The sequence below is a fragment of the Kineosporia rhizophila genome, from assembly GCF_021277265.1.
Taxonomy (GTDB): Bacteria; Actinomycetota; Actinomycetes; order Actinomycetales; family Kineosporiaceae; genus Kineosporia; species Kineosporia rhizophila.
The window spans coordinates 51,935-72,915 of record NZ_JAJSOH010000013.1 but is presented as its reverse complement, the minus strand read 5'-3'; the positions used below and the strand labels follow the sequence as shown (position 1 = coordinate 72,915).

19 protein-coding genes are annotated in these 20,981 nt (G+C 69.5%); 13 read left to right on the top strand and 6 right to left on the bottom strand.

From position 1 onward, the window contains the following. Window positions 1-5: 5 nt before the first annotated feature. Genes LWF15_RS18985 through LWF15_RS18970 form a run of 4 tightly spaced genes read left to right on the top strand, consistent with a single transcriptional unit; the run spans window position 6 to window position 3,547 of the window. Window positions 6-974, top strand: coding sequence for a fumarylacetoacetate hydrolase family protein (locus tag LWF15_RS18985; RefSeq protein ID WP_232812183.1), 969 nt, complete (start codon window positions 6-8; stop codon window positions 972-974). A gap of 31 nt (window positions 975-1,005) precedes the next feature. After that, window positions 1,006-2,151: an alpha/beta fold hydrolase gene (locus tag LWF15_RS18980; protein ID WP_232812182.1), complete on the top strand. Its 1,146-nt coding sequence runs from the start codon at window positions 1,006-1,008 to the stop codon at window positions 2,149-2,151. Window positions 2,152-2,156: 5 nt separating this feature from the next. Beyond that, complete coding sequence (locus LWF15_RS18975; protein WP_232812181.1) at window positions 2,157-2,921, top strand: CoA transferase subunit A; 765 nt, start codon at window positions 2,157-2,159, stop codon at window positions 2,919-2,921. Next, window positions 2,921-3,547, top strand: coding sequence for a 3-oxoacid CoA-transferase subunit B (locus LWF15_RS18970; protein WP_232812180.1), 627 nt, complete (start codon window positions 2,921-2,923; stop codon window positions 3,545-3,547). The genes LWF15_RS18975 and LWF15_RS18970 overlap by 1 nt, the downstream gene beginning before the upstream one ends. A 39-nt stretch (window positions 3,548-3,586) precedes the next feature. Here the strand turns inward: LWF15_RS18970 and LWF15_RS18965 are convergent, their stop codons facing one another. Further along, a complete protein-coding gene (locus LWF15_RS18965) occupies window positions 3,587-5,488 on the bottom strand; it encodes an adenylyl cyclase (protein ID WP_232812179.1) in 1,902 nt (633 codons plus the stop codon). Between the two features lie 545 nt (window positions 5,489-6,033). On the opposite strand from LWF15_RS18965, the gene LWF15_RS18960 reads away from it, so the two are divergent. Together LWF15_RS18960 and LWF15_RS18955 are read left to right on the top strand one after the other, a co-directional pair. Continuing rightward, window positions 6,034-7,956 carry a PAS domain-containing sensor histidine kinase gene (locus LWF15_RS18960; protein ID WP_232812178.1) on the top strand — a complete coding sequence of 641 codons (1,923 nt, stop codon included), beginning with the start codon at window positions 6,034-6,036 and terminating at the stop codon, window positions 7,954-7,956. Next, on the top strand, window positions 7,949-8,386 hold the full coding sequence (locus tag LWF15_RS18955; protein WP_232812177.1) for a response regulator: 438 nt from the start codon (window positions 7,949-7,951) through the stop codon (window positions 8,384-8,386). Before LWF15_RS18960 ends, LWF15_RS18955 begins: the two co-directional genes overlap by 8 nt. Before the next feature lie 152 nt (window positions 8,387-8,538). Here LWF15_RS18955 and LWF15_RS18950 read toward each other — a convergent pair whose 3' ends face one another. Next, a complete protein-coding gene (locus tag LWF15_RS18950; protein WP_456298975.1) occupies window positions 8,539-9,930 on the bottom strand; it encodes a cellulase family glycosylhydrolase in 1,392 nt (463 codons plus the stop codon). A gap of 183 nt (window positions 9,931-10,113) precedes the next feature. Next, on the bottom strand, window positions 10,114-10,707 hold the full coding sequence (locus tag LWF15_RS18945; protein WP_232812175.1) for a TetR/AcrR family transcriptional regulator: 594 nt from the start codon (window positions 10,705-10,707) through the stop codon (window positions 10,114-10,116). 66 nt (window positions 10,708-10,773) lie between these two features. Here LWF15_RS18945 and LWF15_RS18940 point away from each other — a divergent pair, with 66 nt between their 5' ends. Both LWF15_RS18940 and LWF15_RS18935 read left to right on the top strand, forming a co-directional pair. Further along, the gene (locus LWF15_RS18940) at window positions 10,774-11,667 is read left to right on the top strand and encodes a zinc-binding dehydrogenase (RefSeq protein WP_232812174.1); all 894 of its coding nucleotides are present in this window, start codon (window positions 10,774-10,776) and stop codon (window positions 11,665-11,667) included. Between the two features lie 52 nt (window positions 11,668-11,719). Next, window positions 11,720-12,265, top strand: a complete 546-nt coding sequence (locus tag LWF15_RS18935) for a GNAT family N-acetyltransferase (protein WP_232812173.1) — start codon at window positions 11,720-11,722, stop codon at window positions 12,263-12,265. Here the strand turns inward: LWF15_RS18935 and LWF15_RS18930 are convergent. Next, window positions 12,247-12,876 carry a dihydrofolate reductase family protein gene (locus LWF15_RS18930; RefSeq protein WP_232812172.1) on the bottom strand — a complete coding sequence of 210 codons (630 nt, stop codon included), beginning with the start codon at window positions 12,874-12,876 and terminating at the stop codon, window positions 12,247-12,249. The genes LWF15_RS18935 and LWF15_RS18930 overlap by 19 nt on opposite strands. A gap of 83 nt (window positions 12,877-12,959) precedes the next feature. Beyond that, window positions 12,960-13,382 (bottom strand): organic hydroperoxide resistance protein, encoded by a 423-nt coding sequence (locus LWF15_RS18925; protein ID WP_232812171.1) that lies wholly within the window; start codon window positions 13,380-13,382, stop codon window positions 12,960-12,962. Window positions 13,383-13,494: 112 nt separating this feature from the next. Between LWF15_RS18925 and LWF15_RS18920 the strand changes: the two genes are divergently transcribed. The 3 genes from LWF15_RS18920 to LWF15_RS18910 all read left to right on the top strand — a co-directional run bounded on the left by LWF15_RS18920 (window position 13,495) and on the right by LWF15_RS18910 (window position 18,145). Continuing rightward, window positions 13,495-14,058, top strand: coding sequence for a TetR/AcrR family transcriptional regulator (locus tag LWF15_RS18920; protein WP_232812170.1), 564 nt, complete (start codon window positions 13,495-13,497; stop codon window positions 14,056-14,058). 47 nt (window positions 14,059-14,105) lie between these two features. Beyond that, a complete protein-coding gene (locus LWF15_RS18915) occupies window positions 14,106-14,516 on the top strand; it encodes a VOC family protein (protein ID WP_269810462.1) in 411 nt (136 codons plus the stop codon). Window positions 14,517-14,644: 128 nt separating this feature from the next. Next, window positions 14,645-18,145 (top strand): bifunctional diguanylate cyclase/phosphodiesterase, encoded by a 3,501-nt coding sequence (locus LWF15_RS18910; RefSeq protein ID WP_232812168.1) that lies wholly within the window; start codon window positions 14,645-14,647, stop codon window positions 18,143-18,145. A gap of 32 nt (window positions 18,146-18,177) precedes the next feature. Here LWF15_RS18910 and LWF15_RS18905 read toward each other — a convergent pair whose 3' ends face one another. Beyond that, the gene (locus LWF15_RS18905; RefSeq protein WP_232812167.1) at window positions 18,178-18,927 is read right to left on the bottom strand and encodes a hypothetical protein; all 750 of its coding nucleotides are present in this window, start codon (window positions 18,925-18,927) and stop codon (window positions 18,178-18,180) included. Between the two features lie 116 nt (window positions 18,928-19,043). Here LWF15_RS18905 and LWF15_RS18900 point away from each other — a divergent pair, with 116 nt between their 5' ends. Beyond that, window positions 19,044-19,901: an aminoglycoside phosphotransferase family protein gene (locus LWF15_RS18900; protein ID WP_232812166.1), complete on the top strand. Its 858-nt coding sequence runs from the start codon at window positions 19,044-19,046 to the stop codon at window positions 19,899-19,901. A gap of 82 nt (window positions 19,902-19,983) precedes the next feature. Beyond that, window positions 19,984-20,976: a lysylphosphatidylglycerol synthase transmembrane domain-containing protein gene (locus tag LWF15_RS18895; protein WP_232812165.1), complete on the top strand. Its 993-nt coding sequence runs from the start codon at window positions 19,984-19,986 to the stop codon at window positions 20,974-20,976. The last annotated feature ends 5 nt before the right edge of the window (window positions 20,977-20,981 follow it).

Here is a 20,981-nt window from a genome sequence, read left to right as displayed (position 1 = left end):
CTTTCATGCGTTTCGCCTCCTGGATCTCCGCAGGCGTGACCAAGGCCGGAGTGGTCGGCGACCACGGGCTGCACGCCTTCGACCCTGGCGTCAGTGTGCTGGACGTGGTGCGCTCCGGGCTGCCGACCGCACTGCGCCTGGGGGAGCAGACCCTGCACCGTCCGGCCGAGCCCCTGGAACGGGCCCGGCTGCTGCCACCTCTGCAGCCGCCCTCGGTACGCGACTTCGTCGCCTTCGAGGAACACGTCGAGGGTGTGGTGCGCAGCGTCGGCGGCTCTGACGGCACGGCTGTCGTGCCCGAGGAGTGGTACCAGGCCCCGACGTTCTACTTCACCAACCCCTACGCCCTGATCGGCGCCGAGGACGACGTCGCCGTGCCGCCCGGCTGCTCACTGCTCGACTTCGAGCTGGAAGTGGCCGCGGTGCTCGGGGTCTCGGGCTCGTCGCTGAGCGTGCCGCAGGCCCGGGAGGCGATCTTCGGCTACACCGTGATGAACGACTGGTCGGCCCGTGACCTGCAGCGCCGCGAGATGCGGGTGAACCTGGGCCCGGCCAAGGGCAAGGACTTCGCCACCACCCTCGGGCCCTGGCTGGTCACCGCCGACGAGTTCGAGGACCGCACCGACTCCGAAGGATTCCTGAACCTGAAGATGCAGGTGTGGGTCAACGACGAACTGGTGGGCGAGGACCTGCTGGCGAACATGGGCTGGCCGTTCGCCGAGCTCGTGGCCTACGCCTCGCGTGGCTCGCAGGTGTGCGCCGGTGATGTGCTCGGCTCCGGCACCAGCGGTAACGGTGGCTGCCTGGCCGAGTTGTGGGGGCGGCGGGGCGCCCAGGAGCCGGCCCCGCTGAAACCCGGTGATCTGGTGCGGATGTCGGTCGAGGGCATCGGCACCATCGCCAACCGGGTCGTACCCGGAATCTCCCTCCCACCCATCGCCCCGGCCCGCCCCCGACCGCGCAACCGGCGCTGACCGACGTCCTCAAACCGAAAGGCTGTGCAACGTGTTCGAGTACTTCCCCCGCAACTACCCCTGGAACCTCGGCGTGGTCGCCACCCTCAACTCCGGCGGCCTGATCGACGAGGTCGACCGGGCCTGCCGGCCGATCAAAGAGGCTGCGCTGCAGGGGGAGGACGGTGCCACTGCGGACTTCCTCGGTGCCTGGACCCGGCTCACCGACCAGCTCGTGGCCCAGGCCGAGGAGGCCGAGAAGGCCGGGCACATCCGCACCGCCGGGCAGCTGTACGCCCGGGCCACCAACTACCTGGCGCAGGCCGAACGGCTGCAGAGCACCGCCAACCCCGATCGGCTGGACTGCTACCGCCGCGTGCTCGAGCTGCAGCAGAAGGCCTTCGACCTCAGGGACCCGAACATCTCCCGGGTCGAGGTGCCCTACGAGGGAACCACTCTGCCGGCCTACTTCTCGGCCGCGCCGGGGGAGGGGCCGCGTCCGGTCATGATCATGTTCAACGGCCTGGACTCGACCAAGGAACACATGTACGCGGCCGGCCACGCCCAGGAACTGGCCGCCCGCGGTATCTCCTGCCTGATGGTCGACTGCCCCGGCTCCGGTGAGGCGCTGCGACTGCAGGGGCTCACGGCCCGGATCGACTCCGAGGTCTGGGCCACGGCGTGCGTCGACTACCTGGTCGGCCGCGACGACGTCGACCCGGCCCGGATCGGCCTGGTCGGCTGGTCGCTGGGCGGCTACTACGCCCCCCGCGCGGCGGCGTTCGAGAAGCGGCTGGCGCTGGTGGTGGCCTGGGGGGCCAACCACAACTGGGGGGCCGTGCAGCGGCGACGGCTCGAGCGCGAAGGCGAGCGACCCGTCCCTCATTACTGGGAGCACGTGCTGTGGGTCTGGGGGCACGAGGACCTGGACGAGTTCATCGAGTTCGCCGACCAGATCCACCTGGACGGGGTGGTCGAGCAGATCACCGTGCCGTTCCTGATCGCGCACGGGGAGAACGACCGGCAGATCCCGCTGGAATACGCGCACCGCTCCTACGAGCAGGCGGTCAACAGCCCTCGGCGGGAACTGCGCGTGTTCACCCGGGGAGAGGGCGGCGCCGAGCACATCGGTCTCGACCACCTCTCCCACGTGAGCACTTTCGTCGCCGACTGGGTCAGCGACGTGCTCGGGAAGTGAGCCGGATGGACAAAGTGGTGAGCTCGGCCTCGGCCGCAGTGTCCGACATCCCCGACGGCGCCACGCTGGCCGTCGGGGGCTTCGGCCTGTGCGGGATCCCGGCCGTCCTGATCCAGGCGCTCCTGCAGGCGGGGGCGGGCGACCTGGAGGTGGTGTCGAACAACGCCGGGGTCGACGACTGGGGTCTGGGACTCTTGCTGCCCGAGCACCGGATCCGGCGCATCGTGGCCTCGTACGTGGGTGAGAACAAGGAGTTCGCTCGCCAGTACCTCAGCGGTGAACTGGAGGTCGAGCTGACTCCGCAGGGCACGCTGGCCGAGCGTCTGCGGGCCGGTGGCTCCGGTATCCCGGCCTTCTTCACCGCGACCGGCGCCGGCACTCAGGTGGCCGAGGGCGGCCTGCCCTGGCGCTACGCGCCCGACGGAAGCGTGGCCGTGGCCTCGCCGCCGAAGGAGACTCGCCGGTTCGGGGGCCGCGACCACGTACTGGAAGCGGCCGTCGTGGCCGACTTCGCGCTGGTGCGGGCCTGGAAGGGCGACCGGTACGGGAATCTGGTCTATCGCCGCAGCGCCCGGAACTTCAATCCGCTGGTGGCCCAGTGCGGCCGCATCACTCTGGCGGAGGTCGAGGAACTGGTGGAACCGGGCGAACTCGACCCGGACGCCGTGCACACCCCGGGCGTCTTTGTCGATCGGGTGGTGGTGCTGAACGCCGAACAGGCCCAGGACAAGCGGATCGAGAAGCGCACTGTGCGGCCGGGAGGATCGTGATGGGCTGGACCCGTGAGCAGATGGCGGCCCGGGCCGCCCAGGAGCTGACTGACGGCTCCTACGTGAACCTCGGGATCGGCTTGCCCACACTCGTCCCCAATTTCGTTCCTGACAGCGTGGAAGTGGTTCTGCACAGCGAGAACGGGATTCTCGGGGTAGGGGCCTACCCTTCCGAAGGTGACGTCGACCCGGACCTGATCAACGCGGGCAAGGAGACGGTCACGATCCGGCGTGGGGGAGCGATCTTCGACTCGGCCACCTCGTTCGGCATGATCCGCAGCGGCCGTATCGACGTCGCCGTACTCGGCGCCATGCAGGTCTCGGCCGTCGGCGACCTGGCCAACTGGGCCGTGCCGGGCCGGACCATCAAGGGCATGGGCGGCGCGATGGACCTGGTGAACGGGGCCCGACGGGTGATCGTGCTGATGGAGCACGTGGCCCGGGACGGCTCGTACAAGGTGGTGCAGGAGTGCTCGCTGCCCTACACCGGCCGCGCCGTGGTGCACCGGGTGATCACCGATCTGGCCGTCCTGGATGTCACTCCTGCGGGTTTACGCCTGGTGGAACTGGCCCCGGGAGTCACGGCCGATGAGGTGCGGAAGAAGTCCGAACCGGTTCTTCTCTGAACGGGCGGGGTGGTCCACCTGGACCACCCCGCCTTCGTCTTAGAGGGTCGAGAAACGCTGCACCGCAGTCATCCCGAACACCGTCTGGTTCGGTGCGGCGGCATCCACCGCCGGGCCGTCGTCGTTGAGCATGTGCCGGATCCCGCCGCCGCCGGCGATCACTCCGGTGGCCAGGGAACGCAAGCTCACGCCGGGCAGAGTGGGTGCCTCGGCTGCGCTGGAGGCGTGTACCTGGATGCCCTGGAAGCCGGCGGTGAAGAGCGAGTACACCACCAGGCCGGTCACCTTGTGGGTGCGCACCCTGCTGCCGACCACGTAGGAGGCGTAGCCCTCCTTGGCTCCGTTCATCCAGGCCGCCTGGTTCGGCGGGTCGTAGGGCATCTCGCTCTGGTAGAAAACGGTCTGCCCGCGCTCACCGTTCCAGATCACCTGGTGCTTCTGGTAGTGCTCGACGAACAGGCCCAGAGCGGTCACGTCGTCACCGTTCACCACCAGGCCGGTGTCGGCGCGGTTGACGTCCCAGCCGATCCCGGTGCCGTGGTCGCCTCGCCAGAGCCAGGTGTGGTCGAGGATCACGTGGTTGCTGTTGACCTGCACGCTGGTGTTGGCCTGACCGGCGCGGGGGCCGCCGACCCGGACGAACAGGTCCAGCAGGGCAGTGGGGTTGGCCGCCAGCCCCGCTGCCGCGTTGGAGGGTCCGACCTGCACCAGCACGTCGGCGTCGGGACCCGAGTCGACGGTGAGGCTGGAGACCACCACGCCGGGCACGTCACCGATCTCCAGGGCTCGGGTCCGGGCGGCCGGGGCGAGGGTGGCGTAGCCGAGGCCCATCACGACGGTGTCGGCCCTGGTCACCCGCAGCGGCGCATTCAGGGCGTAGACGCCGGGGGTGAGCAGCAGGTGCTTTCCCGAGGCCAGGGCCGCGTTGATCGTGGCGGCGGACTGGCTGGGCCGGGCGATGTGGAACTGCTCGATCGGGATGTACCGTCCGGCCGAGGCGTTCGTCGACCAGGCGGGCCCGGAGGTGTTGCGCTTGGCCGCCGGTACGAACACCTTGTAGGCGCCACGGTCGAAGACCAGGAACGGGGCCTCCCGCGAGAGCGGGGTCTGGGCCAACGTGGTCTTGTCCCCGGGGGCGAAGTTGGTGGCCGGAGCGCCCTGCACCCCCGAGAACACGTAGCTGACGCCCTTGCCGTCCCAGCGCCCGATCCGGCTGTTGCGGGTGAGCCACTGGGCCTGGGCGTATTCGCGGGTCGCGTCGCCGCTGATCACCGATCCGTCCACCACACTGTCGGCGGTGTACGTGCCGAAGGCGGTGGCGCCGTAGCGCCCGGTCAGATCCAGGTTGCCCTTGATGTGCACCCGGCGCAGCGGAGCCGCCTGCGAGACCGCCCAGCGCATGGTGTGCGGTTCTGCGATGCCCTCCGGCCGCGGGCGTTGCGCGTCGGCACCGACCGGGCGCTGGATCGGGTTGATTGCCAGATTGCTCAGCGAGCGCCAGAACTGGGTGAGAGAGGTGGAGGTGCCGTCGGCGTTCTGCACCGGCTCCACGTGCAGGGCCCCGTTGACCAGGACGTCATCGGGGGAGGCACCCAGGCCTGCGATCGAGGTGTAGTAACCCACTTCCGAGTTGACGATCCCGGTTGCCGTGGACGGGTTGTCCTGCCCGGCGGCGCTTCCGTAGACACCGGGCTTGAACAGCACGGCGTGCCGGTTGCTGCTGAACTCGGCCTCGCCCGAGATGCCCTGCAGATAGGCGTTGATCGTGGCGACCGGTGTGGACGGGTCGAAGATCTTCACGTTGGGCCCGAAGTCGGGCTCGGCTGCGGCAGCTTGGGCTCGAGGTGCAGCGATGCCGACGGCCAGGGCGCCCACCGCAGTGGATTTCAGGAACAGGCGTCGTGGGTGGGAAGACGGGCTCCCCGAAGTGGACTGGGACACGGGCAACTCCCGGATTGATCCGCCGATCTCCGATGACTGGCGGTCTGTATCCGGAATCATGCTCAACCGGTTAATTTTTCGGAAATTACTCATCCGGATGCATCGCATCCGCCTGACGGATGTCACTGAACGAGGCGCCGTCGCTGAGGAACCCACCGCCACGAGCACCAGGCCCGCCGCGTCCTCCGGCTGAGTCGGCCTCAAGGTGATCAGGTACGGATCGACCTTGGCGCGGGCTGGATCCGCAGGCCGAACCCGAACAGCCGGAGCAGGTCTGGATCCCGGGATCTCCAAGGATGGGCGTACAGGCCTCGATGGTCCAGGCCGTGCAGACAATGATCACGCCGCTACCTGGGGGGCGTCAGAACCCAGATGCCCCGAGCGGAACCGGAGCATTGTTCGCGTCCTGGCCAGGTCCGCCAGGACACGCCCACCTTGGCCGGCGTACGTGCCGATCTAGGACGAGCTCAAGAATCTGGCCGGCGGGCCGATGACAACGCCGGGTCCGCGTCGTTCTACTGCCTCCATCGATCGGAACTCAGGGCATGGAAGAATCGCAACGCAGCAGTCAGGGTGAAGAACCCGTCGTCGGTGCTTTTGCAGTTCCTGAACCTAGGGGCGACGACGGGATCGAGATCGGGTTGGCCGGTCTGCTCGAAGTGGCTCCCGACGCCATGGTCGTGATCGATGGTGACGGGCGGATCGTTGCTTTCAACGCCAAACTCACGAAGCTGTTCGGGTACGACAGCAACGCATTACGTGGTCAGGCAATCGAGGCCCTGATACCAGAGCGGCTGCATGCTGGGCACGTGCTGTTGCGCCAGCAGTACATGGCGGCGCCAGTAGCTCGGCCGATGGGCCGGGAGCAGGAACTGCCGGCTCGCCGGTGCGACGGGTCCGAGTTCCCGGTCGAGATCAGCCTGGCGCCTTTGCCTGGTCTGGCGGGGACACCGACTCCGGGCGGCAACGTGATCGCCGCCGTCCGGGACGCTTCCGAGCGTGTACGGACGGGACGGCGGATCAGCCGGTTCTTGGACGCTGCCCCGGACGCGATGATCGTGACGGACCGGAACGGCCTGATCCAGTTGGCCAATGCACAGACACTGGCCCTTTTCGGATACTCCGCAGATGAACTGCGCGGGCAACCGGTCGAGATCCTGGTGCCGCCGGAGTCCCGGGCCGATCATCCGCGCCGACGGGCCTCGTTCACGGATTCCCCGACGACCCGGCCGATGGGGTCGGGCCTGGAGCTGGAGGGTATCCGCAAGGACGGCTCCCGGGTTCCGGTCGAGATCAGCCTTGCCAGCGTCGAGGACGAGGGTGATCTCCTCGTGATCTGCACCGTCCGGGACATCAGCGAACGTCGCCTCGCGGACGCTGACCGGGCGCATCTCGTCGCCCTGGTCTCTTCCGCCCGGCAGGGACTGCTCACCCTGGACCTGACCGGAGAGATCACCAGTTGGAACGCCGGCGCGCAGGAGATCTTCGGGTTCAGCGCCGCCGACATGGTCGGCCGGTCCTGGACGGTGCTGGACTCGCCGGAGCAGAGCGAGGACTCCTCTGGGACGGTGGCCCGGATCCTGGCGGGCGAGCAACTGCACCCGTTGGACACCGCCCGCCGGGACCGACACGGCCAGGACGTGGAGGTGTCCATCTCCCTGGCGCTGATCCAGGATCGACACGGCCGGCCGGCAGGTGTCTCGGTGGTGATCGAGGACATCGCCGAGCGCAAGCGGGACGAGCGGGAACTGATTGCCGCGAAGGCCGCAGCTGAGGCGACCAATCAGGAACTGGAGGCCTTCAGCTACGCCGTCGCGCACGATCTGCGGGCCCCCTTGCGAGGGATCGACGGTTTCGCCCAGGCCCTGGTCGAGGACTACGGCGATGTCCTGGACGATGTAGGCCAGGAATACCTGGGGCAGGTCCGTACATCATCGCAGTACATGGCGAGCCTCATTGACAGTCTGCTCCTGTTGTCCAAGCTCAGTCGGCAGGAACTCTGCCCGGTGGCCGTGGACCTCAGCGCGTTGGCGGCCCAGAGCATCCAGCGGTTGCGGGCCGCGGATCCGCAACGTCAGGTCCAGGTCGAGATTCAGCACGGTCTGCTCGCTCTGGCCGACAGTGGACTGATGAGCGTGGTTCTGGACAACCTGCTCGGAAATGCCTGGAAGTACGCCGCCGGAGGCCAGGACGCCCGTATCGAGTTCAAGGCGACCGAAGAGCGGGGCGTTCCCTGCTACGTCGTGCGCGACAACGGTGTGGGTTTCGACATGGCTTACGCCGGAAAACTCTTCGGAGTATTTCAACGGCTGCACCCGATCAGCGCGTTCGAAGGACTGGGCATCGGCCTGGCCACCACCCAGCGGATCATCAGCCGGCACGGCGGCCGGATCTGGGCTCAGGGTGAAGTCGGCAAGGGCGCGAGCTTCTACTTCAGCCTACCGATGAAGGAGAGCCATCATGTCTGAGCCGTACATCCTTCTCGTCGAGGACAACCGGAGTGATGAGGCCCTCACCCTGCGGGCGCTGAGGAAGGGGGGTCTGACCAACCCGGTGGTCGTCGTCCGCGACGGTGCGGAGGCGCTGGACCAGGTCTACGCGCGGGGGGCCTTCGCCGATCGAGAGCCTGGCCTGCCTCTGGTGGTGTTGCTCGACATCAATCTGCCGAAGATCAGCGGCCTTGACGTGCTGCGAGACCTGCGTTCTCACCAGCACACGCGCCTCCTGCCCGTCGTGGTGCTCACCTCCTCACATGAGGACATCGACCTGAAAGAGGCTTACGTCGAGGGTGCGAACAGCTACGTGGCCAAACCGGTCAACTTCACCGACTTCGCCGCGAAAGTCATGCAGGTCGGGCTGTACTGGACACTCGTGAACAACGGCCCACCATCGTCCTGACCCTTCTCTTCCAGAATTCAGCCATCGATCGATGCCGCGTGGAGGTAGGGCCGAAGGTAGCTGGCCGCTGTTGCCCGGATCCCGGTGCGATCCGACCCGGGACCGATCCGGGTCGGATCGCACGGGCGTTCATCCTCGCAGTGCCTTCACACTCACGAAGCCGAGCACGAAGCCACCGAGACACCACTGGCCGGGCCGGCTCCCTGGAACCCGAACTCGGTGCTGGCTCCCGCCGCCAGGCTCCCGTTCCAGGAAGCATTGGCGATCTTGTTGCCGCCGCTGAGAGTTCCGTTCCATGCGGTGGCGATGGAGGTGCCTGAGGGCAGGGACAGGGTGACCGACCAGGTCCTGAGTGCGGACGAGCCGGCCGTCACCTTGACCGAACCGGTGAAACCGCCACCCCAGGAGCTGCCGGTGGAGTAGACCGCCGTGCAGGCGTCGGTGGGGGGAGTCGCCGTCGGCTCGGTGGTGCTGGTCGGGGTCACGGTGGGAGTGGGGGCCGGGCCACCGTAGATGGTGGCCGTCTTGGCCGTGGACTTGATGCCGTCGGCGCCGTTGAAGATCCGGGTGCCCCACGGGGTGAATGCGGTCGGACCGAAATCGGTCACCATGTCGAGGTACTCGACGCCGCCGCCGTTGCCGGACCACGACCAGCCGTAGTAGCCGAGCCCCAGGCGGGTGGCCTCCGCCATGATCGTGTCCTCGTCCGGGTCGCCGTCCGAGTGCAGGTTCCCGAACTCTCCCACGATGATGGGCAGGTTCTTGCTGGTGAAGGCGGCCAGGTAGTCCTTGACCTCGCTCGCGGTGTCGAAAACGCCGTACATGTGCACCGAGAAGACGGTGTTGGCGTCCGGGTCGGCGGCGAACACGGTGGCGGCGTTGTTCCGCATCGTGAACGACCAGTCCTGCCCCCAGTTGGGCGCGTCGACGATGATCTGGTTACGCAGCCCGTTCGAACGCAGTTTCTGGATCGCCGCAGAGGTTTCCGAGGTCCAGTTGCTCACGTTGCTGCCGTTGCCGAACGGCTCGTTGCCGATGTTCAGTTGGACGTAGTCCTCCTGGCCGACCAGGGCCGACTTCACGCTGACCCAGTAGTCGGCGGCCGCGTCCAGGGAGGAGGCCGCGGCCTCCTCACCGTAACCGGTGGTGTCGTGCACCTCGAGCATGCAGATCAGCTGGTTCTCCTTGCACTGGCTGATGATCGAGGTGATCTCGCCGGCGCTGGTCCTGGTCCACCGGGCTCCGGAACTGAGCACCACCCGCAGGGCGTTCGCCCCGGCCGCCCTGACCGCGGGGATCGTCGCCGCGGTCTGGGAGGGGTACCAGGCGTGAGGGTGACTGACTCCGCGGGCCACGAACGGGGTGCCGTTCTTCTCCACGATCTTGCTGCCGGAAACGTGCAGGCCGGGTGGGGTGGCCGCCTGGGCCGTCGGCATCGATTCGACGAGGAAGGCCAGAACGGCGGCCAGGGCGACAGCGGTGAGAACGATCCAGGAGCGGGTGGTCTTGCTCGTCCTTGCGATCTGTGTCAGCAACTCCGACATCTCCTTTGGTGGCGAAGGGCTCAAATCTCAGGTCGGGAGAGGCCTCTCGGACATGCGACTGCGATTGCACTGTAGGACGGGTCAAGCGCTCGGACAAGGAAATGGTGCGGCGCTGTGAATAGCCGCACGCCAGGCTGCCGAAGAGGGCGGCAATCCCTGAAAATCTTTCAGCGAAGGGGATGCTCAGCGCAGGTCCGGGCTGACCACTGCGACGTGGACGAGGGCGATCAGGCGATCAAGGTCGGCCGCGGCCGGTTCGGCGGCCCACTGCTCGCGGGCCCAGTCGAAGGCTGCCACCAGCAGGTTCAGGCACAGCCGGGGGCGCGGGTCGGTGGGCTGGTCGAACCCGTAGCGGGCGGCCAGCAGGGCCAGGCTCTGCCGGGTGGTGTTGTCGCAGAACTCCAGACCGTGGGCCCGGATCGAGGGGGCTGCTTCGATCAGTTGCTGGCTGGCCAGCGCCTGGGCCTGCCACTCAGGCTGCGGCATCGTGCGCAGAGCCTGCTCGAGGGTGTCGCGCAACAGTTCCAGCAGGGGCACGTCGCGGGGTTCCGCGGCCTCGAGGTCGATCAGGAACCGGCGCCACAGGAAGTGCAGCGGTTCCAGGGCGAGGTCTTCCTTGCTGGCGAAGTAGCGGAAGAAGGTGCGCTTGGAGGTGTCAGTGGCAGCGCACAGTTCGTCGAGGGTGACGGCGCCGAACCCGCGCCGGGTGAACAGGTCGAGCCCGGTGCCGACCAGCACCTCGCGGGTGTGCGCCTTCTTCCGCTCGCGCAGTGACATGCCGCCGACCCTACCCGCTCAAGTGCCCCTTGTCGGCAAGTGCCACTCAGGGGCACTATTGCTCGCATGCTTGCTCTGGTGAAGGACAGCACCGCGGCGCAGGGACTGCGTCTGGGCGAGGTGGCCGACCCCCAGCCGGGCCCGGACCAGGCCCTGATCAGGGTGCGGGCGATCTCGCTGAACCACGGCGAGGTGCGCCACGGGCTGCCGGACCTCGCCGAAGGGGTGGTTCCGGGCTGGGAGTGCGCCGGTGTGGTGGAGCGGGCTGCCGAAGACGGCAGCGGCCCCCAAGCAGGGACGTCGGTGGCGGTGTTGGGTGTGTCGGGGGCATGGGCCCAGTTGCGGGCCGCGCGAGCAGATGACCTGGTCGTCGTCCCTACGGACAGCGATCCCGGGGCGATGAGCACGGTGCCGGTCGCCGCCACCAGCGCACTGCGCGGACTGCACCGGCTGGGGCCGGTTCTCGGCCGCAAAGTGATGATCTCCGGCGCCTCGGGGGCCGTGGGGCGGTACGCCGTGCAGCTCGCCCGGATGGCGGGCGCGCACGTGGTGGCCACGGCCCGCAGCGGATCGATTCCGGGGGCCGACGAGGTGGTGCGCAGTCCCGCCGAGCTCTCCGGGTACGTGCACGGTGTGCTCGACATGGTGGGCGGGGCGAACCTGGTCGAGGCCTACGCCAAGCTGGCACCCGGCGGGACTCTGGTGTCGATCGGGCGCTCCGTCGTCGCGGACACCGTCTTCCCGTTCGGAGCCTTCGGCGGTGACGGTGGGCGCAACCAGCGCTCCATCCAGTCGTTCTACCTCACCGACGAGCCGGACCTCGTCCCCGACATGACCTGGCTGGCCGCGCTGGTGGCCGACGGGACGTTGAGCGCACCCATCGACCACCGGGCCGACTGGCGCGACTTCGCCGACGCCCTGACCGGAGGCCGGGGAAGATGGGTGCTCGACGTGTCGTGATCTTCGCTCCGACCTGGGTGTTCTCGCACCCCCGCCACGTAGGATGAACGCCATGAACTCTCAGCAACCGGGGCGGGTCGAGCTGGTCGTGCCCACGGTCCGGCTGGCCGAGAGCTGGCGGGAGGCGCGGGACGAGTGGCCGGCCGAGGTGGTCCGGGAGGGAACGCCCCTGCGCCCGGTCACCGACCTGTCCACCGACGAGGGGTTCGCAGCCTGGGTGCATGCCCTCTGCGCCCAGGCCGACGAGCTGCGCCGGCCTGCGGAGGGAATGGTGCACGCCACCCACTGGTGGATCACCGACGGCGAGCGCTACCTGGGAGCCATCGACCTACGTCACTACCTGAACGGGTTCCTCCTGCACGCCGGCGGCCAGATCGGTTACAGCATCCGGCCTTCCGCCCGAGGCCAGGGCCTGGCCACCTGGGCCCTGGGTCAGGTGCTCGGACGGGCCCGGGAACGCGGGCTGGAAAAGGTGCTGCTGACTTGCGACGAGGGGAACCTCGCATCCAGGAAAGTGATCGAGCGCAACGGCGGCGTGCTGGAAGACGTGCGCCAGACCAGCATCGGTCTCAAGCGCCGCTACTGGATCGCCTGCTGACGCGAGCCGTCCGCGCGGCGGTAGCGGATGTGCGTGGTCAGCGGTGAGTGCAGCACTTCCACCGGCTCGAAGCCGAAAGACTCCACCCCGTCGAACATTCGCTCGCCCGAGCCGAGCAGGGTGGGGGCGATGTCGAGGGTGAGTTCGTCGATCACGCCGGCGTTCAGGGCCTGCCGCACGGTGGAGGCGCCGCCGGCGATGTCCACGCCCTGGCCCTGGGCGGCCTCGACGGCCCGGGCGTAGGCGGCCTCGAAACCCTCGGTGACGAAGTGGAAGGTGGTGCCGCCCGCCATCTCGATCGGCTCGTGCGCGTGGTGGGTGAGCACGAAGACCGGCGCGTGGTAGGGCGGTTCGGTGCCCCACCAGCCGCGCCAGTCCTCGTCCCACTCACCGCGCACGGGGCCGAACATGTTGCGGCCCATCACGTAGGCACCGCGCGGACGCATCAGCCAGCTGTTCGCGATCTTGTCTGCCTCGGTGGCTCTGGGATCGCCGATGTGCCAGCCGTGCAGCTCCACGCCCCGTTCGCCGAGCGGGGTCTCGCGGCTCTGGCGCGGCCCGGCGACGAAGCCGTCGAGCGAGATCGACATGTGGCAGGTGGTGTCCGGCATCGGCACTCCCGGGATCGCACGGTCGTCGGGCTGAAGTCCGTCGACACGTTAGCGGCTGTGTCCCGGTGGTGAGCGCTCCTCGCTCAGGCGACGGTGGTCTCGAGGGTGACCGGGATGTTGCCGCGGGTGGCGTTGGAGTAGGGGCACACCTGGTGGGCGGCCTCGACCAGCTGCTCGGCGGCGGCCTGGTCCAGCCCGCCGATCTCGACCGCCAGGGTGACCTCGAGACCGAAGCCGCCCTTGCCGTTGTCGCCGATGCCGACCTCGGCGGTCACCGCGGTGTCGCGGATCTCCACCTTGCCCTGGCGGGCCACGCCCTTGAGGGCGCTGTGGAAGCAGGCCGCGTAACCGGCCGCGAACAGCTGCTCGGGGTTGGTCGCGCCGCCGGCGCCGCCCATCTCCTTCGGGGTGGCCAGCTCGACGTCGAGAACGCCGTCGGAGGAACGGGCGTGGCCGTTGCGGCCGTCGCCGCTGGCCGTCGCGACGGCGGTGTAGATGCTCGGCATGAGGATGCCTCCCGTGGCGTCGTTAGGTAATAGAACGGTCTGTCTCATTCATCAGATCAGAGAACGGACGGAACCGTCAACGCCGGTCAGGACAGGACTTAAGGTGAACGTCATGAGTGTCACGGGCCGCAGGCTTCCTGCCCGGGAACGACTGCTATGGGCCGCCGGTGAGGTCTTCTACCAGGAGGGCCTGCGTGCCACCGGCGTGGACCGCGTGGTCGAGCACGCGGGGGTCACCCGGGCCACGTTCTACCGTCAGTTCCCCTCGAAAGAGCTTCTGCTGGTCGCCTACGTGCAGGCCCTGGACACGGCGGTGCGGGAGTACGCCGGCCCGGTCCCAGAGGGCGCCGACGACGCGGCGGCCTGGCTGCTGCGGTTGACCGAACGGATCGCGGCCGAGGTGTCGGCGCCCGGCTTCCGGGGCTGCCCGTTCATCAACGCGGCGGCGGAGTTCCCCTCGGCGGACCATCCGGTGCGGGTCGCGGTGGCGGCCCACCGCACCTGGCTCGAGGACGAGGTGGCCCTTGCCCTCGAGCGTTCCGGGCAGGAGAACACCCGCGAAGGGGCCCGACGGTGGCTGGCCCAGCGCGACGGCGCGATGGTGGGGGCCTACCTGGGCAGCGCCGAGGCCGCCGCGGCCACGCTGGTGGCCGCGGTCAGTGATCTCGTGCGGTGACCTCGGCCGAGAACTTCATGATGGACGAGTGTCTCAGGGGAGCGACGATGGCTGACGATGTTTCGGTGCGGGTTGATGGGGGCGACGACGCAACCGATTACGGCTATCGCCTGCATCATGTCCAATTGGCCATCCCTCCCGGGTCCGAGGACGCCGCCCGTGAGTTCTACGTGAAGGTTCTGGGCATGCTGGAGGTCCAGAAACCACCGGTGCTGGCGGCACGGGGTGGGTTGTGGGTGCGGGCTGATGCACTGGAGATCCATCTGGGGGTCGAGCCGGACTTCGTGGCCGCCCGGAAGGCCCATCCGGGCATCCTGGTGCAGAACATCGACAAGCTGGCCGAGGTCCTACAGAGGGCCGGGGTGCCGGTCAGCTGGGACGAGCATTTTCCCGGTCACCGCCGCTTCTACGCACCGGATCCGTTCGGCAACCGGCTGGAATTCCTGCAACCAGAGTAGGTGCCCGGCCGGGCTGGCACTGGTCCATCGGGGGACGCTCGCCCGGTCGGGCTCGGGTGGAGTTGGTGCCCTGCCGATGTCACGACGTGCTGGAAGACGTCCCAGCCGCCGGATCCGCAGGGGAACACATGGGCAACCGCGAACGGGGCCGCGCTGACGCGGCTGCGTTGCCGCCGCCTGGTGTGCTGCCGAACCGCGACCGGGAGAGCGCCCCGCGGCGTTCGTCAGTGGTGGCCGTCAGCGTGGGCTTCATGCTCCTGTACGCCCTCGCGGTGGTGTTGGGCCGGGCCTCTCACCTGCCCGGCTCGACGCTCGCGGTGGTCTGGCCGGCCGCAGGGGTGGGCTTCGTCTGGCTGGCCCGGTGGTGGGACCAGCCGCGGCTGCGCTGGACCAGCGCCGCACTGCTGCTGACCACCTCCGTGACCGCACAGCTGATCAGTGGGCAGCGGCCCCTGGTCGGGTTGCTGTTCTCGGTCGCGGGTCTCGTGCAGGCCGTGGTGGCCGGGGCGATCCACCGGCGTCTGCAGCCGGCCGGGTTCCGGCTCCGTCAGCCCCGCGACCTGTGGGCACTACTGATCGCTGCGGGGGTGGGGGCGGGGACCGGCGCGCTCATCGGCGGTACCACCTCCATGCTGCTGGTCGAGGGGGCGTTCGGGTCGGCGCTGCTGGGCTGGTTCGTGCGTCACTTCACCGGCACCGTGGTGCTGGCCGCGCTTTGGTTGCGCATCGGGGACCGGCGCGTCGTGCCCGCGCCGGTGTCCGGGCGGGTCGAGTTCGTGCTCGTCATGGCGGCCTCGCTGGGCTTCTTCGCCTGGCTCGACCACCTCCAGCACGTGCCCCTCACCTTCCTCATGGTGCCCTGGGCGGTCTGGCTGGGACTGCGTGCCCCCGGCCCGCTGGTCATGCCGACGGTGGCCCTCAACGACCTCGCCCTGATCCTGCTCACCCGTCAGGGCGCCGGCCCGTTCACCGGCCTGGCACCGGCCTGGCGCATCCTCGACGTGCAACTGCTGGTGCTGGTCCTGACCTCGCTGACGGTGATGCTGTTGCTGCACCGCGAGGAGAACCACCGCCTGAACTCCGCCGTCCATCAGTCGTTCCAGGAGGCCCAGGCCGGCTCCCGTCTGCTGCGCACGGTGTTCGACACGACCAGCGAGGGCCTGGCGGTCTACGACGATCACGGTGCGGTGATCACCCGCAACCGGGCCGCCCAGGAACTGCTCTTCCACCAGCCCGGCCCGAACCGCGAGGGCGACCCCGCCGGGGCGGGGTTCCTTCTCTCGGCCCCGGACGGCAGCCCGTGGCCGGCGCACGAACGGCCTCTGGCGCGGGCCCTGCGGGGCGAGCACGTCCAGAACGAGGACGTCCTCGTCCGCACCGCTGACCAGTTGCAGGGCCGTCTGCTCAACATCACCGCCAATCCGATGCCCGGAGCCGGCGGCGCGGTGCTGGCGATGCGGGACGTCACCGCCGAGAGGGCCGCGGCCGCCGAGGTCGCAAGCACCCGTGACCTGTTCGCCGGGGTGCTGGACGCGGCCACCGAGCAGTGCATTGTCGGCTGCGACCACGACGGTGGGATCATGGTGTTCAACCGGGGCGCCGAGCGCATGCTGGGCTACAGCGCCGAAGAGATGCTCGGCGAGACCCCCGAGCGTTTCCACGACCAGGACGAGGTGGTGGCCCGAGCCGGGGAGCTGGGGATCGAACCCGGCTACGAGGTGTTCGTGCTGGCCGCCCGCAGGGGCCGGGCCGAGACCCGGCGCTGGACGTACATCACCAAGGACGGCCGGCGCCTGCAGGTGCTGCTCACGGTGAGCCCGCTGCACGACAGCAACGGCGAGTGCATCGGCACGATCGGTGTCGGCACCGACATCAGCGAGCAGCTAGCGGCGCGAGCGCGCCTGGAGTCCTCGGAGAAACGCTTCCGGGCCGCCTTCGACACCGCCCCGGTCGGCATGCTCATCGTGGGTCTCGACGGGGCCGAGGCCCGCAGGATCCTGCAGGTCAACTCCACCCTGTGCACCTTCACCGGACTCAGCAAGCAGGAACTGCTCACCCGCGACTTCCACGACCTGACCCACCCCGACGACCGGCCGCAGTGCCGTCTGTCCCTGAACCCGCTGGTGACCGGCGAGGTGACCGAGGTGCAGCTGGAGAAGCGCTACCAGCACGCCGACGGCTCCACCCGCTGGGGGATGCTCTCGGCCACCGTCATGACCGCCGACCTGGGCGAGCGGCAGCTGCTGTGCCTGATCGAGGACGTGACCGCCCGCAAGGTGGCCGAGGAGGCCCTGCGCTACCAGGCCCTGCACGACGCGCTGACCGGGCTGCCCAACCGCACCCTGCTGCACGACCGTCTGGAACACGCACTAGCCGGCGCCGGGCGCAGCGGGGCCCGGGTCGGGGTGCTGTTCTGCGACCTGGACGGATTCAAGGCGGTCAACGACAGAGCCGGGCACAGCGCCGGCGACGAGCTGCTGCGGCAGGTCGCCGAGCGGTTCACCGCCTGCCTGCGCCCGGGCGACACCCTGGCCCGGCTCGGCGGCGACGAGTTCGCCGTGGTCTGCCCCGACATCGACGGCAGCGACGGGCTGCAGGCTGTGGCCGAGCGGCTGCTGCACTGCCTGCGCCGGCCGGTCGTCCTCACCGCGGGCACCTTCGACGTGGCCGTCAGCATCGGCACCCATCTGGCCGACGCGGTCCCGGCCGGACCCGGCACAGACCTGGTGGAGGCGGCCGAACAGGCCCTGGCCTATGCCGACACGGCGATGTACGAGGCCAAACGGGCCGGCAAGAACCGCGCGTACGCCCACCACGACGACGCCGAGGTCCGCGCCCGCCTGTTGCCGCAGCTGCGCGACGCCCTGAACCGGGACGAGTTCGTCCTGCACGGCCAGCCCGTGCTCGACCTGATCAGCGGGCACCCGGTGGCGGTGGAGACGCTGGTGCGCTGGCAGCACCCCACCCGCGGCACCCTGTCCCCGGCCGAGTTCCTCGACGTGGTCGAGGACAGCCCTCTGATGATCGGCCTGGGCCGCCGGGTGCTCACCGAGTCGTGCCGGATGGCCGCCGCCTGGAGCGAGGCGCTCGGCCCGGGTGCCCCGGCGGTGCACGTGAACGTCTCGGGCCGCCAGCTCGAGGCCGGCAACCTGCACCACGACGTGGTCGCGGCCCTGCAGCGGCACGGCCTTCCGGCCGGGCGGCTGGTACTGGAACTCACCGAGACCCACATGCCCCGGCTGACCCACTCGCTGCTGCAGGACCTGCAGGACCTGCGCGACCAGGGGGTGCGGATCGCGATCGACGACCTGGGGACCGGCTACTCAAGCCTCACCCGACTGACCGAGCTGCCCGTGGACGTCCTCAAGATCGATCTTGCCTTCGTGGCCGGCCTGGGCCGCGACCGCACCTGCGAGGCCGTCGTGCGGGCGGTGATCGGCCTCGGGCAGGCCCTGGGCGTGACCGTGGTGGCCGAAGGGGTAGAGACCCCGCAGCAGGCCGACCTTCTGCAGCGCTACGGCTGCGACACCGTGCAGGGATATCTCTACAGCCCGCCCCGGCCGGAACCCGAACTGCTGCAGTACCTGCAGCGCCTCCGCCTGGAAACCGATGTACGGCAACCCAAGTGAATAAGACCTGGCCCGTGGTGAGAGCCGCGTGCTCAGCCCTCGCGGCGCAGGCCGAAGCTGCCCACTCCGGACGCCAGATCCACCTCGAGGCGATCCTCTGAACGCTCGGGTGTGGTGAGGACAGTGCCGGCGGCCAGTCCGCCGTGATGCACCCCGTCCAGGTCGGCGCTCCCACCGCCGCCCGAAAAGGTCGCCTGCGCAGAAACATTTGCGGGCAGGGTCAGACTGATGCTGTTCGCTCCACCGCTGATGCGGGTGGGCAGCACGCCGTCCGGGTGAGGTAGGTAGGCCTGGATGGTCGCCACGCCCTGCGTCACGTCCAGGCTCTGCACCCGCCCCTCTCGCAGGTCGAGCGTCAAGGCCGACGAGCCGCCATCGATCTGGATCTGCCACCGCACGTCCCGGGCCAGTTTCACCGCCAGATCGACTCCGCCACCGCCGTCCTGGTCGGCTGCTTCGGTCGAGACGCTCACCGTCTCGGGGTCCTGCTCCCGCAGGACCGGCACCGCGCTCTGTGTGTCGGGGGTCTGCGCCTGCACGAGGTCACCACCGAGGTCGGCTGCGATCACCGTCAGCCGATCGGTGCCACCGTGCACCACCAGGCGCGCCGTGCTCTGCCCCTGACCGGCCAGGGCCGGCGTGTGGTCGACGGCCCGGTGCCCGCCGGACCCGTCACGGGTGAAGTGCACGATCAGGAGGATGGCGAGAACCGTGATCGCCACCGCCGCCACGATCCGGCCGCCCGGCCAGTAGGCGGCGGGTGAGGAATGTGGGGAAGACACGGCTCGATGATTGCGCTCGCCCCGGCGGGCAGCGATCCGAGATGCCTGAGTTTGCCGATCAGACCGTGCAAGGCGCGGTCCTCCGGCCAAGGGGGAACCCGGCATATCCTCCGGGCATGACTTCGGGCTTCGGTCTGCTCACGCCGCAGCAGCGCGAACTGGTGGCCGAGTGGCTGCCGGGGGCCGAGCTGATCCACGACCACAGCCGCGGGCCGGCCGGCACACGAGTGCTGGAGCTGGAGGGCGACCGCGGGAAGTTCATCGTGAAGGCCGGGGACGACGAGCGCGTTGCCCAGGAGATCCGGGCGCACGAGCAGTGGCTGTCCGTATGGGTCCCGCAGGGGCGTGCCCCGGCTCTGGCCTGGGCCGATTCCGCCGCCAGGATCCTGGTCACGCGCTACCTGCCGGGAGTGCTGGTGGAGGGAGCAGGCGCCGAGTTCCGGGCGAACACCTACCACCAGGCCGGCGAGCTGCTCGCCGCCTTTCACGCCCAGGCCGGCGTTCAGGACGACGACTACGAGGCCCGGGCGCGTGCGAAGACGTTGTGGCGGCTGGAGCAGCCGCACCGTATCCCCGCCGCGACCGTGTCCCGGCTGCGGGAGCTGGTGGCCGCGTGGCCGACACCGCCGGTCAGATCGGTTCCCACGCACGGCGACTGGCAACCGCGCGACTGGCTGATTGAGGACGGGGTGGTGCGGGTGATCGATTTCGGTCACGCGGCGCTGCGGCCGGCTTGGTGCGACTTCACCCGGCTGGCGGCCCAGCAGTTCCGTACCGACTCCCGGTTCGAGGCGGCCTTCCTGGCGGGGTACGGCGAGCGTCCCGGTGATGAGGCGGCGTGGCAGCGGGCCTGCGTGCGCGAGGCCATCGGCACGGCGGTGTTCGCGCACCGGATCGGCAACCAGCGGTTCGAGCAGCAGGGGCTGCGCATGATCGCCGCCGCTCTGGACGCGCCGGGGTCGGACCGACGCTGAGGGGCCTCGTTCGCCTGAAGTTCGGCTTGCCTCAACTCGTTGCGTAGCACCCTGTTCAGGGCCGGCTACCCATGATTCGGTCATGAACCCGCGGGAGTTCGCCGTCGCGTACCGGCGCCTGGCCGGCAACGCGCTGCTCGTGCTGTCGGTCCCGGTGATGATCTGGTTCGTGGTGCGCACCGTCTCGGCGATGGGCGCGGGCTGGAGCGAGGCCGGGCACACCCTGCTGAGTGTGGAGATGCTCTGGCTGCCGGCCCTCACGTTCTTCTGGTGGGCCGGGCACTGCGCCCGGGCCGGCCAGGTCACCGCGTGCCTGCCCGGCCTGAGTCTGGGCAAGGCGCTGAGCCTGTGCTTCGCCGGCAGCGCGGTGGCCAACAGCCTGCCGCTGGGCGGGGCGCTGAGCTTCGGGGTGAGCGCGGCCATGATCAAGTCGTGGGGCTTCAGCGCCCGCGCGATGACCAGCTACTTCACCCTCAACCAGATCTACACCGTGCTGCTGCGGGTGCTCTTCGGGGCGCTGTCGCTGGCCTGGTTCATGACCTACGGCCCGGGCGCGCAGATCGGCTCGGCCCCGGTGTGGGTGAGCGTGGGCACGGCCGCGCTGCTCGTGGTGATCTGCGTGCTGCTGGCCCGGGGGCAGGCGGCGGCCTGGGCCGGGCGGCGGCTCGGGGCCCTGCTGACCGCCCTGCGCGAGGACATGGGCACGGCGTTGCGCCGGGCCTGGGTGCAGCTGGTGCTCAGCGGCCTGGTCTACATGGTGCTGCTCGGCGTGCTGCTGCACCTGTGCCTGCTCGGACTGGGCGTGAACCAGCCGTTCGTGCTGATCCTGGCCGTGGTCGGGATCGAGCGCATGGTCACCACCGTGCCCCTCACACCCGGTGGGGCGGGCGCGGCCGAGCTCACCATCTTCACCTGCCTGACCGCGGCCGGCGTGGACCCGGCCAAGGCCCTGGCCGGAGCCCTGCTCTACCGGTTCTTCACGTTCCTGCTGGAGATCCCGGTGGGAGCGGCGGTGATCGTGGGCTGGCGGGTGCGGCACCACTTCACTGCTCCAGTCACTTCAGCCACCGCCTGAGGGGG